Source organism: Pseudomonas sp. IzPS59, from assembly GCF_014863505.1.
GTDB lineage: Bacteria > Pseudomonadota > Gammaproteobacteria > Pseudomonadales > Pseudomonadaceae > Aquipseudomonas > Aquipseudomonas kribbensis.
This window is the reverse complement of record NZ_CP062251.1, coordinates 1,523,119-1,538,921: the sequence shown is the minus strand read 5'-3', so window position 1 is coordinate 1,538,921 and position 15,803 is coordinate 1,523,119. Positions and strand designations below refer to the sequence as shown.

Annotated in this window: 16 protein-coding genes; 8 read left to right on the top strand and 8 right to left on the bottom strand. The window is 61.4% G+C overall.

Features of this window, described 5'->3' with window-relative positions:
• The first annotated feature begins 26 nt into the window (after positions 1–26).
• From IF189_RS06860 to IF189_RS06850, 3 genes are all read left to right on the top strand, one after another.
• Positions 27–515 (top strand): DMT family transporter, encoded by a 489-nt coding sequence (locus IF189_RS06860; RefSeq protein ID WP_192553028.1) that lies wholly within the window; start codon positions 27–29, stop codon positions 513–515.
• 217 nt (positions 516–732) lie between these two features.
• Positions 733–1,962, top strand: coding sequence for an aminotransferase class I/II-fold pyridoxal phosphate-dependent enzyme (locus IF189_RS06855; protein ID WP_413038524.1), 1,230 nt, complete (start codon positions 733–735; stop codon positions 1,960–1,962).
• A 17-nt stretch (positions 1,963–1,979) separates the two neighbouring features.
• Positions 1,980–3,146, top strand: a complete 1,167-nt coding sequence (locus tag IF189_RS06850) for an MFS transporter (protein WP_192553026.1) — start codon at positions 1,980–1,982, stop codon at positions 3,144–3,146.
• Here the strand turns inward: IF189_RS06850 and yiaY are convergent.
• Positions 3,143–4,291 carry an L-threonine dehydrogenase gene (gene yiaY, locus IF189_RS06845; protein ID WP_114881759.1) on the bottom strand — a complete coding sequence of 383 codons (1,149 nt, stop codon included), beginning with the start codon at positions 4,289–4,291 and terminating at the stop codon, positions 3,143–3,145. The genes IF189_RS06850 and yiaY overlap by 4 nt on opposite strands.
• A gap of 154 nt (positions 4,292–4,445) precedes the next feature.
• Here yiaY and IF189_RS06840 point away from each other — a divergent pair, with 154 nt between their 5' ends.
• Positions 4,446–5,465: a DUF4917 family protein gene (locus IF189_RS06840; RefSeq protein WP_192553025.1), complete on the top strand. Its 1,020-nt coding sequence runs from the start codon at positions 4,446–4,448 to the stop codon at positions 5,463–5,465.
• Here IF189_RS06840 and IF189_RS06835 read toward each other — a convergent pair whose 3' ends face one another.
• On the bottom strand, positions 5,466–6,008 hold the full coding sequence (locus tag IF189_RS06835; RefSeq protein ID WP_085710196.1) for a helix-turn-helix domain-containing protein: 543 nt from the start codon (positions 6,006–6,008) through the stop codon (positions 5,466–5,468). It abuts the gene before it with no gap.
• A 108-nt stretch (positions 6,009–6,116) separates the two neighbouring features.
• Between IF189_RS06835 and IF189_RS06830 the strand changes: the two genes are divergently transcribed.
• Together IF189_RS06830 and IF189_RS06825 are read left to right on the top strand one after the other, a co-directional pair.
• Complete coding sequence (locus IF189_RS06830) at positions 6,117–6,899, top strand: aldolase (protein WP_134825758.1); 783 nt, start codon at positions 6,117–6,119, stop codon at positions 6,897–6,899.
• A gap of 26 nt (positions 6,900–6,925) precedes the next feature.
• On the top strand, positions 6,926–7,807 hold the full coding sequence (locus IF189_RS06825) for a dihydrodipicolinate synthase family protein (protein ID WP_134825757.1): 882 nt from the start codon (positions 6,926–6,928) through the stop codon (positions 7,805–7,807).
• Between the two features lie 62 nt (positions 7,808–7,869).
• Here IF189_RS06825 and IF189_RS06820 read toward each other — a convergent pair whose 3' ends face one another.
• Together IF189_RS06820 and IF189_RS06815 are read right to left on the bottom strand one after the other, a co-directional pair.
• Positions 7,870–8,214, bottom strand: coding sequence for a YegP family protein (locus IF189_RS06820; protein ID WP_192553024.1), 345 nt, complete (start codon positions 8,212–8,214; stop codon positions 7,870–7,872).
• A gap of 22 nt (positions 8,215–8,236) precedes the next feature.
• Complete coding sequence (locus IF189_RS06815) at positions 8,237–8,818, bottom strand: DJ-1/PfpI family protein (protein ID WP_007957909.1); 582 nt, start codon at positions 8,816–8,818, stop codon at positions 8,237–8,239.
• Positions 8,819–8,987: 169 nt separating this feature from the next.
• Here IF189_RS06815 and IF189_RS06810 point away from each other — a divergent pair, with 169 nt between their 5' ends.
• Entirely contained in the window at positions 8,988–9,902 is a 915-nt protein-coding gene (locus IF189_RS06810) for a DMT family transporter (protein ID WP_192553023.1), read from the top strand.
• Here IF189_RS06810 and IF189_RS06805 read toward each other — a convergent pair.
• The 4 genes from IF189_RS06805 to IF189_RS06790 all read right to left on the bottom strand — a co-directional run bounded on the left by IF189_RS06805 (position 9,892) and on the right by IF189_RS06790 (position 13,219).
• Positions 9,892–11,109, bottom strand: coding sequence for a class I SAM-dependent methyltransferase (locus IF189_RS06805; protein ID WP_192553022.1), 1,218 nt, complete (start codon positions 11,107–11,109; stop codon positions 9,892–9,894). The two genes, IF189_RS06810 and IF189_RS06805, sit on opposite strands and share 11 nt — an antisense overlap.
• An 89-nt stretch (positions 11,110–11,198) precedes the next feature.
• On the bottom strand, positions 11,199–11,816 hold the full coding sequence (locus IF189_RS06800) for a TPM domain-containing protein (protein WP_192553021.1): 618 nt from the start codon (positions 11,814–11,816) through the stop codon (positions 11,199–11,201).
• A 28-nt stretch (positions 11,817–11,844) separates the two neighbouring features.
• Positions 11,845–12,597: a TPM domain-containing protein gene (locus IF189_RS06795; protein WP_192553020.1), complete on the bottom strand. Its 753-nt coding sequence runs from the start codon at positions 12,595–12,597 to the stop codon at positions 11,845–11,847.
• 13 nt (positions 12,598–12,610) lie between these two features.
• Positions 12,611–13,219: a LemA family protein gene (locus IF189_RS06790; RefSeq protein WP_192553019.1), complete on the bottom strand. Its 609-nt coding sequence runs from the start codon at positions 13,217–13,219 to the stop codon at positions 12,611–12,613.
• 260 nt (positions 13,220–13,479) lie between these two features.
• Between IF189_RS06790 and bglX the strand changes: the two genes are divergently transcribed.
• On the top strand, positions 13,480–15,771 hold the full coding sequence (bglX, locus tag IF189_RS06785) for a beta-glucosidase BglX (RefSeq protein WP_192553018.1): 2,292 nt from the start codon (positions 13,480–13,482) through the stop codon (positions 15,769–15,771).
• Positions 15,772–15,803 lie beyond the last annotated feature (32 nt).

Here is a 15,803-nt window from a genome sequence, read left to right as displayed (position 1 = left end):
AGCAAAACCTTTGCTGGAGAACGATCATGAGTACGTTGCAGTGGGCCGGTCTGTTGCTACTGGCGGCAGTGGCCGGGGCTGTCGTCCCGTTTCAAAGTGCAATCAATACCAATCTGGCCCGAGGGTTGGGCCATCCCTTGTGGGCGACGTTGGCGTCATTGCTGGTCAGCGTGCTGGTGTTGTTGCCGGTGATTATCGCGCTGCGCTTGCCATTGCCATCGCTGGCATTCATCGGCAAGGCGCCGCTGTGGATGTGGGCCGGTGGCGCGTTCGGAGTGTGCTTTGTGGCACTGGCGGTGATGCTGGTGCCGAAACTCGGGGCATCGGGCTTTGTCGCGCTGGCACTGGCCGGACAGGTGCTGGCTTCGATGGTGCTGGATCACTTCGGGATGTTCGGGCTGCTGGAGAAGCAACTCACGTTGCCCCGGGTATTCGGCGCGGTGTTGCTGATGGCGGGCGTGGTGCTGATCCAGTTTTCCCCGGCGCTGGAAAAGAGCGCCACCGCCGTTGGATAACAGGGCAAAGGTAAGCCCTTCACTACCAGGGTTGTCGGGCATTTCACCGCCTTACAACCCTGCGAGGTATCGCCCTACAAGCAAAACTCCAACAGCCCTCAGCGCTATCGGATATGGCCGATTCTGACCCCGCATCGCTCTCTGTAAAGTCTGGCAACACACACAAATTGAAACACCCCATGGATTGCCATGCTCAAGGAGAGCTGCTTTGAACCATCTGCCCGATACCACCGCCCACACCTTCACCAACTACCGCAAAGTCATCGCGCTGGCCGACCACGACTGGGAGGCCGCCGAAGCCGGAAAAATCGCCGCTCTAAACGTCGAAGTCAAAGGCTGCAACCATTTGCTCGATCAGCACGGGCGCCGGTTCCATCACTTCTGCACTACGTCCTATCTGGGTCTCGATCACCATCCCGCCCTGCTGGAAGGCGCCATCGCGGCGTTACGGGAAACCGGCACACTGCGCGTTGCCAATTCGAAAAACCGCTGCAAACTGGCGCTGCTCGAGCGATACGAAAGCGAGCTGTCGCAATTGTTTGGTGCCGTGTGTCTGAGCACTCTGTCCTGCAGCGCCGCGAGTGCGGGGATCCTGCCGCTGCTGGCCAGCGGTGTGTTTACCCAGGGTCGTCCACCAGTGATGGTGTTCGATCGCCTGGCCCATTATTCGATGAATCACCTGAAGGCCAGTTGCGCCGATGAAACCCGCGTGCTGACCTGCCCCCACAACGACATGGATTTTCTCGAGTCGGTGTGCCAGCGCCACACAACGGTCGCCTACATAGCCGACGGTGCCTACAGCATGGGCGGCGTGGCCAATCTGGACGGTCTGCTGTATCTGAAAGAACGTTACGGACTGTTTCTTTATCTCGATGACTCCCACGCGTTGTCGGCGGTCGGCAGTAACGGCGCCGGTCTGGTACGGCCAAGAATGCCGACGCTGGATGAGGACTGTCTGATCGTCGCGTCACTGGCCAAATCGTTCGGGGCCAGCGGCGGTCTGGTGATGCTCGGCAATGAGCGGCAGCGGAAACTGATCCAGCGTTACGGCGGGCCGAGCAACTGGTCGCAAAGCCTCAATTGCGCGGCCATCGGTGCAGGCCTGGCCTCGATCCAGCTGCATCGCAGTGCAGAGCTGCGCGCGTTGCAGATTCGGCTCCAGGCCAATATTCGCCTGTTCGACAGCCTGTTGTGCACCGAACAGCACGGCAGCCCCATGGCCATCCGTTTGATCAACTGCGGCGAGGCCGCCCTGGCCACTCGAATCGCCGTTGAACTGGCCGAACACGGCTTTTTCACCAGCGCCGTGTTCTTCCCGGTGGTGGCGCAAGGTAAAGCCGCGATCCGCGTGACCCTGCGTGCCGACATGGAATCGACACTGATCCATCACTTCTGTGATTTGATCACCGGACTGTTACTGACTTACGGCGGCCATCGCGACCGCTGAACCTTCACGGACGACTCATGAACCCCGGACTCATCCTGCTCATCACCTGCTCCACTGTGTTCCTCGCTCAACTGGGCATGAGCATTTACCTGCCGGCGTTGCCGCAGATCGCCGGGCATTTGCAGGTCGATGCAACGCAGGTGGCCTGGGGCTTGTCGCTGTACCTGATCGGCATGGCATTGCCGATGTTGCTCTGGGGCAGCCTTGCACAACGCATCGGGCGCAAACCGGTGTTGCTGGCGGCGCTGGGGATTTATGGGTTGGCAAATCTGGCTTTGCCGCTGGGTTCGACGCTGGAGTCGTTCCTTCTGCTGCGACTGCTTCAAGGGATCGGCGCCAGCGGTATTTCAGTGATGGCGCGGGTGCTGATCCGAGACAGTTTCCGGGGCGATCTGCTGGCGAAGGCGTTGTCGTGGATTTCGATTTCGTTCGTTGTCGCGCTCGGGATCGGCCAATACGCCGGCTCGCTGATTCAGGTGACGCTGGGCTGGCAGGCGATCTTCTATCTGCTGGGTGCGGTCAGCCTGTCGATGGCCGCGATTGTCTCGCGCCTGAGCTTTCCGGAGCTCGTCGAAGCCCCGACAACCGCGTCGCCCTGGGCGGTCTACCAAACGATCCTGAGCCATCGGGCGTTTCTTCTGCCTGCGCTCGCGGGCGGTCTGGGTTATGGCGTGATCATCGCGTTCAACAGCGCTGCGCCGTTGATTCTGCAAGGCCCGTTCGGTTGGTCGACAACCGAATACGGACTGCTGGGCTGGCCGATCAGTGCGGCGTATTTTCTGGGGGCGCTGGCGGTCAATCGCTTTGTGCTGCGTACCGGTCAGCATCGGTTGATGGCGTTGGGTGTGGGCCTGGTGATGGCCGGAAGCGGGGTGATGCTGGCTGGCAGCCTGTTGGCCAGCTCCGTTGCCTGGCTGCTTTGGCTGCCTTACTGCGTCGCCGTGTTCGGCCAGTCGCTGAACTATCCGATCAGCCTGTCACGGGCCAACGATGGCGCGCCGATTGCCGGTGCTTACGCGATGGCCCTGAGCGGTTTCATCCACCAATTGATGGCCGCGTTGATCGGCGCGGTGGCCAGCCTGCTGGCCGGTCCACACGCGTGGCCGCTGTCGCTGCTGTGTTGCGTTCTGGCGGCGGGTGCGGTGCTCTGCACGAGGTTCACGCCCGAGCGCCAGTGCGCTTAAAACGCGCTGCGGAAAATTTCCTCGATCTGCCGCTGATCCGCCGCCCGCGGGTTGGTGAAACCGCAGGCGTCTTTCAGGGCATTGGCGGCAAGAACAGGGATGTCGGTGCATTTGGCGCCTAGGTCACGCAAGCCGCCGGGGATGTCGACGTCTTTGGCCAGACAGCGGATTGCGTCAATCGCAGCTTTTGCGCCCTCCTCCGGGCTGAAACCACGGATGTCGGCGCCCATGGCGTGGGCCACATCGGTGAGGCGATCGGCGCAGACCAGCGCGTTGAACGTCTGCACATGGGGCAACAACACCGCGTTGCACACCCCGTGAGGCAGATCGTAAAAACCGCCCAACTGGTGCGCCATCGCATGCACGTAGCCAAGGGACGCATTGTTGAACGCCATACCGGCGAGGAACTGCGCATACGCCATGTTTTCCCGCGCCGCCAGATCGCTGCCGTCGCGTACCGCCAGACGCAGGTTGTTGCTGATCAGGGTCATCGCCTTCAGCGCGCAGGCGTCGGTGATCGGGTTGGCGGCCGTGGACACGTAGGCTTCGATCGCATGGGTCAGTGCGTCCATGCCGGTGGCGGCGGTCAGGCTTTTCGGCATGGCGACCATCAGCGCCGGGTCGTTGACCGACAGCAGCGGCGTGACATTACGGTCGACGATGGCCATTTTTACGTGGCGGGTTTCGTCGGTGATGATGCAGAAGCGGGTCATCTCGCTGGCCGTGCCGGCGGTGGTGTTGATGGCGATCAGCGGCAGTTGCGGCTTGGCCGATTGATCGACTCCTTCGTAGTCGCGAATCTGCCCGCCGTTGGTCGCGCACAGGGCGATGCCCTTGGCGCAGTCATGGGGCGAACCGCCGCCGAGGGACACCACGAAATCACAGCGGCTGTCCTTGAGCAGCGCCAGCCCTGCCTCGACATTGGCGATGCTCGGATTGGGTTTGGCGCCGTCGAAGATCACCGAATCGATGTCCTGCATCGCCAGTTTCTCGGCGATCATCGTCGCCACGCCAGCCTTGGCCAGGCCTGCGTCGGTAACGATCAGCGCCTTGCGAAAACCGTAGTTGCGGATGGCATTCATGGCTTCGTCGAGGCAGCCGCTGCCCATGATGTTTACGGCGGGAATGAAAAAGGTGCTGCTCATGGCGCGTCTCCTGACAGGGGCCGGATCGACTCCTGCGATCCGGCGGATGCATACAGGATCGACCGATCGGTCACGGCGGATGTTGATCTGGCTCAATGCCCGCTCGTGATAAAGTCGCCGCCCATCTGCCCCTTGTTTTGAGACGTGCCCTGCAATGACCGATTTTCTGGATGTCGACGCCACCCTCGAAGACTGGAACGCGTTGCGCGCCACCACCGACTTCAGTGGTCTGCTGGTGGGCAACGGCGCCAGCCGCGCGGTGTGGGACGATTTCGGCTACGACTCGCTGTTCGAAAACGCGCGCACGGTGGAAGAAAAACCCCTGAGCCCGTCGGAACTGAGCGTGTTCGACGCCCTGCAGACGCGCAGTTTCGAGCAGGTGCTCGGCGCGCTGAAAACCACCAGCCGGGTCAACAAGGCACTGGCCGTCAGCTCCGCCGCGCCGCGCAATCGCTATTACGCGATCAAGGAGGCGCTGATCAACGCCGTCCACGATTTGCACATTCCGTGGCGACTGGTCGAAGCGTCGACCCTGACGATCCTGAACCGCGAACTGGCCAGTTATCGCACGGTGTTCACCACCAATTACGACCTGCTCAACTACTGGGCCCTGCAACATCAGGGCGAGGCCATCGACGATCTGTTCAACGGCACCGACGCCAGCTTCGACCTGTGCGAAAGCCACACTGAAAAACCGCGTCTGCTGTACCTGCACGGCGGTCTGCATCTGGTGCGCAACCAGGACGGCAGCGCCCGTAAACTGACCGCGACCGAAGGCACGCTGCTTGGCAGTTTTGCGATCAACAACACCCTCAAGACCCTCGACGATGTGCCGCTGTTCGTCAACGAAGGTCCGAGCGCGGACAAGCTCAAGACCATCCGCAGCTCCGATTATCTGTCGTTCTGCTACGACCAGCTACTCGCGCACGGCGACAGTCTGTGCATCTTCGGCCACGCCCTGGGCGAGCAGGACAGCCACATCGTGCGTGCCCTGCGGCTGGCGAAACCGAAAACCGTGGCGATCTCGATCTACCCGCGCAGCGCGGCGTTCATCCAGCACCAGAAGCGGCATTACGCGAAGGTGTTCGAGGGCACGGGCGCCGAGTTGCGGTTCTTTGATTCCAAGAGCCACGCGCTGGGGAATCCGAAGCTGTCGGTGCCGGTCGAGGTCTGATCACTCTTCGCTGCTGTGCACCACCACCAGCAGTTGTGCCTGCTCCTCGCCCACCGAGCGGATCCGGTGCGGTTTCTGCGCATTGAAGTGCAGCGCGTCGCCCCGCTCCAGCAGTACCCGTTCGTTCATGAAGTCGACTTCGACCCGGCCTTCATGGACGAACAAAAACTCCTCGCCCAAATGCTCCTTGAAGGTCTTGTCGGTGAATTCAGTCGGCGGATAGATGATGAACGGCAGCAGGCTGCGCTCGCTGACCTGATGGGCCAGCACCGCGTAACCGGGGCTGTGATCGTTGGCCGCCAGTGACTGGCGTTCGTGGCTGCGCACCAGGCTGTAGCTGTCAAGGCTGACGTTGTCTTCGGAGAACAGCTCCTCGACCTTCACGTTCAGCGCTTTCGCCAGTTTCAACGCGGCGGCAATCGAAGGCGTGTTCAACCCGCGTTCGACTTTCGACAGATAACTCTTGGTCATGCCGGATTTCTCGGCCAGCGCCTCAAGGGTTACGCCAAGTTTTTTTCTCAATAATTTCAAACGGATAGACATGCGAAGCGATTATTCCAGCAAAGGAAAGACGATTTGTCCTTGCCAATGACACAAAGTGTCATATAGCCTCTTAAGTGTCATCCATGGCAACCACCACAGGACACGGATATGGCGAAGACATTAGCACTACCCAAAGACCAACTGGTCAAGCAAGCGCTGACCCAGATGCAAAAAAGCCTGGCGGATAATACGTGGACGGACCGGCAAAAGCTGGCCCTGACCTGCCGGATCCTCTTCGAAAACGGCCACGATTCGGGCCTCGCCGGACAGATTACCGCCCGTGGCCCGCAGCCGGGCACTTACTACACGCAGCAACTGGGGCTGGGGTTCGATGAAATCACCGCGAGCAACCTGCTGCTGGTCAACGAAGACCTGGAAGTGCTCGAAGGTCACGGCATGGCCAACCCGGCCAACCGTTTCCACAGTTGGGTGTACCGCGCCCGGCCGGATGTGAACTGCATCATCCACACCCACCCGACGCACATTGCCGCGCTGTCGATGCTGGAAGTACCGTTGCAGATTTCCCACATGGACCTGTGCCCGCTGTACGACGACTGCGCGTTCCTTGAAGGCTGGCCAGGCGTTCCGGTGGGTAACGAAGAAGGCGAACTGATTGCCGGGGCGTTGGGCGATAAACGGGCGATCCTGCTTTCCCACCATGGTCAGCTGTCCACCGGCACGACCATCGAGGAAGCCTGTGTCATCGCGCAATTGATCGAGCGCGCCGCCAAACTGCAATTGCTGGCCATGGCCGCCGGGACGATCAAACCGATCATTCCCGAACTGGGTCGCGAGGCCCATGACTGGGTCTCGAAACCCAAACGCCACGCCGCTGCCTTCAACTACTACGCCCGGCAGAACCTGCGCCAGCACGCCGATTGCCTGAACTGAATACCCTATCCTTGCGGAGCACTCTCATGTCCAACATTCACGGCATCATCGGCTACACCATCACCCCGTTCGGCGCCAACGGCAAAGGTCTTGATCTGCCGGCCCTCGGCCGTTCGATCGACCGCCTGATCGCCGGCGGCGTCCACGCCATCGCGCCACTGGGCAGCACCGGCGAAGGCGCCTACCTGAGCGATGCGGAGTGGGATCAGGTCGCCGAATTCAGCATCAAGCACGTGGCCAAACGGGTGCCGACCGTGGTCAGCGTGTCCGACCTGACCACCGCCAACGCCGTGCGTCGCGCACGTTTCGCCGAAGCCCACGGCGCCGACGTGGTGATGGTGCTGCCGGCGTCCTACTGGAAGCTCACCGAAGCAGAAATCCTCGCCCATTACCGCGCCATCGGTGACAGCATCGGCGTACCGATCATGCTCTACAACAACCCGGCCACCAGCGGCACCGACATGTCGGTGGAACTGATTCTGCGCATCGTCAACGGCGTGGAAAACGTGACCATGGTCAAGGAGAGCACCGGCGACATCCAGCGCATGCACAAGCTGCAACTGCTCGGCGAAGGCCGGGTGCCGTTCTACAACGGCTGCAACCCGCTGGCGCTGGAAGCCTTCGCGGCCGGAGCCAAGGGCTGGTGCACGGCGGCACCGAACCTGATTCCGCAACTCAACCTGGATCTGTACGAAGCCACGCTGGCGGGAAATCTGGGCAAGGCGCGGGAGCTGTTCTACCGCCAGTTGCCGCTGCTGGATTTCATCCTCAAGGGTGGTTTGCCGGCGACGATCAAGGCCGGACTGCGTGACACCGGGCTGGAAGTCGGTGATCCACGCCTGCCGGTGTCCCCGTTGAGTGAGGCCGGGCGCACTCAGTTGCAGGCCATTCTCAAAACCCTGCGCTGATTTCACGCAACACAAAAAAACCTGTGGGACCAAGCTCGCTCCCACAGGGTTTTGTGCTGGATTCAAAGTACCGGCAGGGTTTTGTCCTTGATCACCTTGGTCGGTCCATTGGCCTTCACAGCGGCGATGCCTTTGGCGCACGCCGCTTCCGACGAATAGGACTCGCTGCTACCGATGATCTGGTGATTGGCCGCCTTGAGGTTGAAATAGGGATGCCCGTCCTTCGTCGTTTTCTTCTCGTAGCGCTCATCCAGCGGACTGTTGCCCTGCACCGCCGCGATACCGTTTTCGGCGGCACTGTGAGAGGTGTACAACTCGCTGGTCAGAATGGTTTCGGCATTCGCCGCTTTCAGCACGAACCTGAACTGGCCGTTGCTGCTTTTGCTCAATTCATACCATCCGGACATGCTGCGTCTCCTTATCGATGGGTCACAGGGTGATTTTAGTCCCGAGCAAACCCAGGAACCCGGCCAGCCATTTCGGGTGCGCCGGCCACGCTGGAGCGGTGGCCAGATTGCCCTGGACATGGCCGTCCGTGACCGGGATATCGATGTAAGTGCCGCCGGCCAGGCGTACTTCCGGGGCGCAGGCCGGATAGGCGCTGCACTCGCGGCCTTCGAGAATCCCCGCCGCCGCCAGCAGTTGTGCGCCGTGACAGACGGCAGCAATCGGCTTGCCGGCCTTGTCGAAGGCTCGCACCAATTCCAGGACTTTTTCATTCAGCCGCAGGTATTCCGGCGCACGACCACCGGGCACCAGCAGCGCGTCATAGTCCTTGGCGTCGACCTTGGCGAAATCGAAGTTCAGGGCGAACTGGTGACCGGGCTTTTCGCTGTAAGTCTGGTCGCCTTCAAAATCATGAATCGCGGTGCGCACGGTTTTGCCGGCGGCTTTATCGGGGCACACGGCGTGCACGGTGTGCCCGACCATTTGCAGGGCCTGGAACGGCACCATCACTTCGTAGTCTTCGACGTAATCGCCGACCAGCATCAGAATCTTTTTCGCGGCCATGGACAGGACTCCTCTGGTGAATGCACAGGAGTATTCAAAGTAGTCCAAGGACCGCGATGGCGTTCGCAAACTGTATGGATAAGTCTGCGCTCAGCTGTAACAGCCCGGTTGCCATGGTTTGTGGCTAGATGAATGCACCTCCCTGCCACTTTCGAATCTGGTTGCCAAAATGTCTTCGCGCGAAAACACCGGCATGGCCCTCGGCCTGCTCGGCGTGGTGATTTTCAGCCTTACCTTGCCCTTCACCCGCATCGTGGTGCAGGAGCTGCACCCGCTTCTCAACGGTCTGGGCCGCGCATTGTTCGCGGCAATTCCGGCGGCGTTGCTGCTGTTGTGGCGCCGGGAAAAGTGGCCGACCCGGCAGCAGGTCAAAGGCCTGAGCCTGGTGATCGCCGGGGTGATTCTCGGTTTCCCGGTGCTGTCGGCGTGGGCCATGCAGACCTTGCCGGCATCCCACGGCGCGCTGGTCAACGGTTTGCAGCCGCTGTGCGTGGCGCTGTATGCCGCGTGGCTGTCCCATGAACGACCATCAAAAGCCTTCTGGGCCTGCGCCGCGTTGGGCAGTGCGTTGGTGTTGGGTTATGCGTTGTACACCGGCGCCGGCAGCATTCAGGCCGGTGATTTGCTGATGCTGGGTGCGATTGCGGTGGGCGGTCTGGGTTATGCCGAGGGCGGACGCCTGGCACGGGAAATGGGCGGTTGGCAGGTGATCTGCTGGGCGCTGGTGCTGTCGACGCCGTTGCTGATCGGCCCGGTGCTGTACCTGGCGATCCAGCATCAGGGCGCGGTGTCGACGAAGACCTGGTGGGCTTTTGGTTACGTCGCGCTGTTTTCGCAGTTCCTGGGGTTCTTCGCCTGGTACGCCGGGCTGGCCATGGGCGGCATTGCCCGGGTCAGTCAGATCCAGCTGTTGCAGATTTTCTTCACCATCGCCTTTTCCGCGCTGTTCTTCGGCGAACATGTGGAACCGATCACCTGGCTGTTCGCCTGCGGGGTGATCGCGACGGTGATGCTCGGGCGCAAGACCGCAGTGCGCCCGGCTCAACCGGGCACCTTACCGGCCGGGGTTCAGCTCAAGCCTTGAGCGGCAGCAATCCATCGGCGAGCAGCAGGGTTTCCAGGCAGTGCTCGCTGATCTGGTAGAACGCCTTGAGTTCCTGAATCTTCACCAGCAACTGGGCCGGGTCCACCGGCTCGGCGCGCTTCACGGCGAGGATCATCTTGTTCTTGTTGGTGTGCTCCAGCGAGATGAACTCGAACACTTTGGTTTCGTAACCGCAGGCTTCGAGGAACAGCGCACGCAGACTGTCGGTGACCATTTCCGCCTGCTGGCCCAGATGCAGACCGTATTGCAGCATCGGCTTGAGCAGCGCCGGGCTCTGGATCTGCAGGCGAATCTGTTTGTGGCAGCACGGCGAGCACATGATGATCGAGGCGCCAGAACGGATGCCGGTGTGGATCGCGTAGTCGGTGGCGATATCGCAGGCATGCAAAGCGATCATCACTTCCAGCTCGCTCGGCGCCACGCTGCGCACATCACCGCACTTGAACACCAGCCCCGGGTGGTCGAGTTTCTGTGCGGCGGTGTTGCACAGGTTGACCATCTCTTCGCGCAATTCAACGCCGGTGACTTCGCCCTCGGCCTTCAGGGTGTTGCGCAGATAGTCATGAATGGCGAACGTCAGGTAACCCTTGCCCGAACCGAAATCCGCCACCCGCACCGGTTTGTCCAGAGCCAGCGGCGAGGACGTCAGGGCATGGCTGAAGACTTCGATGAACTTGTTGATCTGCTTCCACTTGCGCGACATCGCCGGGATCAGCTCGTGTTGCGCATTGGTCACGCCCAGATCCTTGAGGAACGGACGGCTCAACTCGAGGAAGCGGTTTTTCTCGCGGTTGTGCTCGGCGGACGGCACTTCACGCAATTGCTGGGGCTTGCTCATGAACAGCGAGCTCTTGCCCTTTTTGCTGTATTCGAGCTGGGCTTCGTCGGTCAATGTGAGCAAATGCGCATTTTTGAACGCTGTCGGCAGCAGCTCGGCGATCGTCGCCACCGCCTCGTCCAACGGCAGGTTCTTGGTGATGTCGCGGGTCTTGTAGCGATACACGAACGACAGGTTCGGCTGCGCCTTGACCGTCACCGGTTTGATGGTGATCCGCTGCAGGTCCGCTTCTTCGCCGACGTACTTGGCCAGCACCAGTTTGATGAAGCCGTTCTGTTCGAGGCTGGTTTGCAGCAGCTCGATGAACCGGGTGTGGTGATCGGGGGTGGAAACGGCGGTGGCAGACATGCAGAAAACGGCCTCGGACGGGCAAATCGGGAATGGCCGCTAGTTTAGGGGGGATGGCGTTCGAGGGCACGGCTAATTTCCCGAACGGCTTATCCCAGCACCACCAGGCGATTGGGCAATTCGTTGCGCACCTGCGTCACCGGCACATGCACCTTGAGCAATTCGCCGCACGCCTCGATGCAGGTCACGAACCCCTGCAACGTCTGGCCCTGGCGCACCTGCTCGGTAAACGCCGCGACAATCGCGTCCCAGCTCTTGTCGTCCAGCCGTCTGGATATCCCTTCGTCTACCAGAATCTCCACGTACCGCTCCGCCTCGCAGACAAAGATCAGCATGCCGGTGCTGCCCACCGTGTGATGCAGGTTCTGTTCGAGAAACTGCCGCCGCGCCAGGTTCGAGGCGCGCCAGTGCCGGACGTGACGCGGGATCAGATGGGTGGTGATCCTGGGCAGACGGAACACCAGGCACAGCACGACAAAACTGATCCATTGCACCAGCAACAGGCTATGCATCGTCAGCCAACCGGTCAGGTAATGCAGGACGCCCGGCACCACCAGCGCCAGCAGGCTGGCCCACAGCAACGGAATGTACGCGTAGTCATCGGCGCGGGCCGCGAGCACCGTCACCAGTTCGGCGTCGGTGTCGCGCTCGACCCGGGCGATGGCCTCGGCGACCTTGCGTTGTTCGTGTTCAGTCAGTAATGCCATGTCGTAAAGTGCCTGCTCATTATTGTTATCACCAGCCGCCGGAGGAACCGCCCCCGCCGAAACTGCCACCGCCGCCGCTGAAGCCCCCGCCTCCACCGCCGCCGCCAAAACCACCGCCACCGAAGCCGCCCCCTCCTCCGGAGCCACCACGGCCGGCGGGAAGGATACCGAGCATCTGGCAGACAAAAACAGTCAGGATGAACAACATCACCAGAAATACGAAAATTCCCGGATGCCGCGAGACAAAGTCGTCCGAAGGATCGCCGGACGATTCGTACACCGTGGAAGGCTCGTCCAGCGGATTGCCGCCCAGCACCACCAGCATCGCCGCCACACCGTCGCTGATGCCCTTGCTGTAATTGCCGGCCTTGAACGCCGGTGTGATGACCTGATGGATGATCACCGAACTCTGGGCATCGGTCAGGCGATCCTCCAGCCCATAGCCGACTTCGATGCGCAACTTGCGCTCGTCCCGGGCGACGATCAGCAAGGCGCCGTTGTTCTTGTCCTTCTGGCCGATGCCCCAGTGCCGGCCGAGTTCGACGCCGTAGTCCTCGATGGTGGCGCCTTGCAGGTTCGGCAACGTCACGACCACCATCTGCTCGCCGGTCGCCTGCTCATGGGCCTGCAACTGCTGGCTCAACTGCGCGCGCACCGCCGGCTCGATCATCTGCGCATCGTCCACCACCCGCCCTGTCAGCGCCGGGAAGGTCAACTCGGCCCGGGCGCTGACGGCGAACAGCCACAGCATCAGCACCAGGCCCATCTTCAACACGCGCATGGGCATCACCGGCTCAGAACTTCACTTCCGGGGCCTTGTCCGCGCCGAGGCTGGTGGCTTCGAAGGTCTCGCGGATCGGCAAGTCGCTGTACATCACGCTGTGCCACAGGCGACCGGGGAAGGTGCGGATCTCGGTGTTGTACTTCTGCACCGCCAGAATGAAATCCCGGCGAGCCACGGCGATGCGGTTTTCCGTGCCTTCAAGTTGCGATTGCAGGGCGAGGAAGTTCTGGTTGGCCTTCAGGTCCGGATAACGTTCGGACACCACCATCAACCGGCTCAAGGCACCGGTCAGCTGATCCTGGGCCTGCTGGAACTGCTTGAGCTTTTCCGGGTTGTCGAGGGTGCTGGCATCAACCTGGATCGACGTCGCCTTGGCCCGGGCCTCGACCACCGCCGTCAGCGTGGCCTCTTCATGCTTGGCATAGCCCTTCACGGTTTCCACCAGGTTGGGAATCAGGTCGGCACGCCGTTGGTACTGGTTCTGCACCTGTCCCCAGGCGGCCTTGGCCTGTTCATCCAGGGTGGGAATGTTATTGATGCCGCAAGCGGTCAACAACGCGGCCAGCACCAGCAAGGTGGCGACCTGCAAACGCGAGCGGTAGACAGGACTGACATTCATCGTTCGGGAGCTCCCTTGCACATTTCATGAATGATCACGCGTGAAACCTTCTGGACCGGCTCTTGGGGCATAATCGCCCGCGCCACTGGATTGCAGCGGGCCGATGGGCTAAAAAGAGGCCCTGCGCGATCACGTCGCCGAAACTGTCGACGTACATTCGGCTGTCGTTTTTTGAATCAGCACCCGAACAACAATAGTCGCTCCCTAAATTTTGGCTGGCCGGCGTTGTAACGCCGTTTAGGCCCTTGAGAAAACTATTCATGAAGAAGCTGTGTTTGCTGGGCCTGTTCGTCAGCCTGGCCAGTCATCAGGTACTGGCCGCCACGACCCCGGTACCTCTGGAAAACAAGGACGCGTTCATCAGTAACCTGATGAAACAAATGACCCTCGACGAGAAGATCGGCCAGTTGCGCCTGATCAGCATCGGCCCGGAAATGCCCCGCGAGCTGATCCGCAAAGAGATCGCCGCCGGCAACATCGGTGGCACGTTCAACTCGATCACCCGCCCGGAAAACCGTCCGATGCAGGACGCTGCCATGCGCAGCCGCCTGAAGATCCCGATGTTTTTCGCGTACGACGTGATCCACGGTCACCGTACGATTTTCCCGATTCCCCTGGCCCTGGCATCGAGCTGGGACATGGACGCCATCGGCCAGTCCGGGCGCATCGCCGCCAAAGAGGCGGCGTCCGACAGCCTCGACATCACCTTCGCGCCGATGGTCGACATTTCCCGCGACCCGCGCTGGGGCCGCAGCTCCGAAGGTTTCGGTGAAGACACCTACCTGACCTCGCGCATCGCCAAAGTCATGGTCAAGGCCTATCAGGGCGACACACCGAGCGCGGCCGACAGCATCATGGCCAGCGTCAAGCACTTCGCCCTGTACGGCGCGGTCGAGGGTGGTCGCGACTACAACACCGTGGACATGAGCCCGGTGAAGATGTACCAGGACTACCTGCCGCCGTACCGCGCCGCGATCGATGCCGGCGCCGGTGGCGTGATGGTCGCGCTGAACTCGATCAACGGCATCCCGGCCACCGCCAACACCTGGCTGATGAACGACCTGTTGCGCAAGGAATGGGGCTTCAAGGGTCTGGCAGTCAGCGACCACGGCGCGATCTTCGAGCTGATCAAGCACGGTGTGGCCGCCGACGGTCGCGAAGCGGCGAAGCTGGCGATCAAGGCCGGCATCGACATGAGCATGAACGACACCCTGTACGGCAAAGAGCTGCCGGGGCTGCTCAAGTCCGGCGAAATCGAACAGAAAGACATCGACAACGCCGTACGTGAAGTCCTCGCCGCCAAGTACGACATGGGCCTGTTCAAGGATCCGTACCTGCGCATCGGCAAGGCAGAAGACGATCCGGCGGACACCTACGCCGACAGCCGCCTGCACCGCGCCGAAGCCCGCGAAGTGGCGCGTCGCAGCCTGGTGCTGCTGAAGAACCAGAACGAAACCCTGCCACTGAAGAAGACCGCCAAAGTCGCCCTGGTCGGCCCGCTGGCCAAGGCCCCGATCGACATGATGGGCAGTTGGGCCGCCGCCGGCCGTCCGGCGCAATCGGTGACCCTGTTCGACGGCATGAGCAACGTGATCGGCGACAAGTCGAACCTGATCTACGCCCGTGGCGCTAACATTACCAGCGACAAGAAAGTCCTCGATTACCTGAACTTCCTCAACTTCGATGCGCCGGAAGTGGTCGATGACCCGCGCCCGGCCAATGTGTTGATCGACGAGGCGGTAAAAGCCGCGAAGGACGCCGACATTGTGGTGGCGGCCGTGGGCGAGTCCCGTGGCATGTCCCACGAGTCGTCGAGCCGTACCGACCTGAACATCCCGGAAAACCAGCGTGAGCTGATCCGCGCCCTGAAAGCCACCGGCAAGCCGTTGGTGCTGGTGCTGATGAACGGCCGTCCGCTGACGATCCTTCAGGAAAAAGAACAGGCTGACGCGATCCTGGAAACCTGGTTCAGCGGCACCGAGGGCGGCAACGCCATTGCCGACGTGCTGTTCGGCGACTACAACCCGTCGGGCAAACTGCCGGTGACCTTCCCGCGTTCCGTGGGCCAGATCCCGACCTACTACAACCACCTGAGCATTGGCCGGCCGTTCACGCCTGGCAAACCGGGTAACTACACCTCGCAGTATTTCGATGACACCACCGGGCCGCTGTTCCCGTTCGGTTTCGGCCTGAGCTACACCGATTTCGCCCTGAGCGACATGGCGCTGTCGTCGACCACCCTGAACGCCACCGGCAAGCTCGACGCCAGTGTCACGGTGAAAAACACCGGCAAGCGTGACGGCGAAACTGTGGTGCAGCTGTACATCCAGGACGTCACCGGTTCGATGATCCGTCCGGTCAAGGAGCTGAAGAACTTCCAGAAGATCATGCTCAAGGCCGGCGAGCAGAAGGTCGTGCACTTCACCATCAGCGAAGATGACCTGAAGTTCTACAACGCCCAGCTCAAGTACGCGGCAGAACCTGGCAAGTTCAACGTGCAGATCGGCCTGGACTCCCAGGATGTGACGCAGCAGAGCTTTGAGTTGCTGTAATCCTCTCTCCGCTCCGATCGTTCCCATGCTCC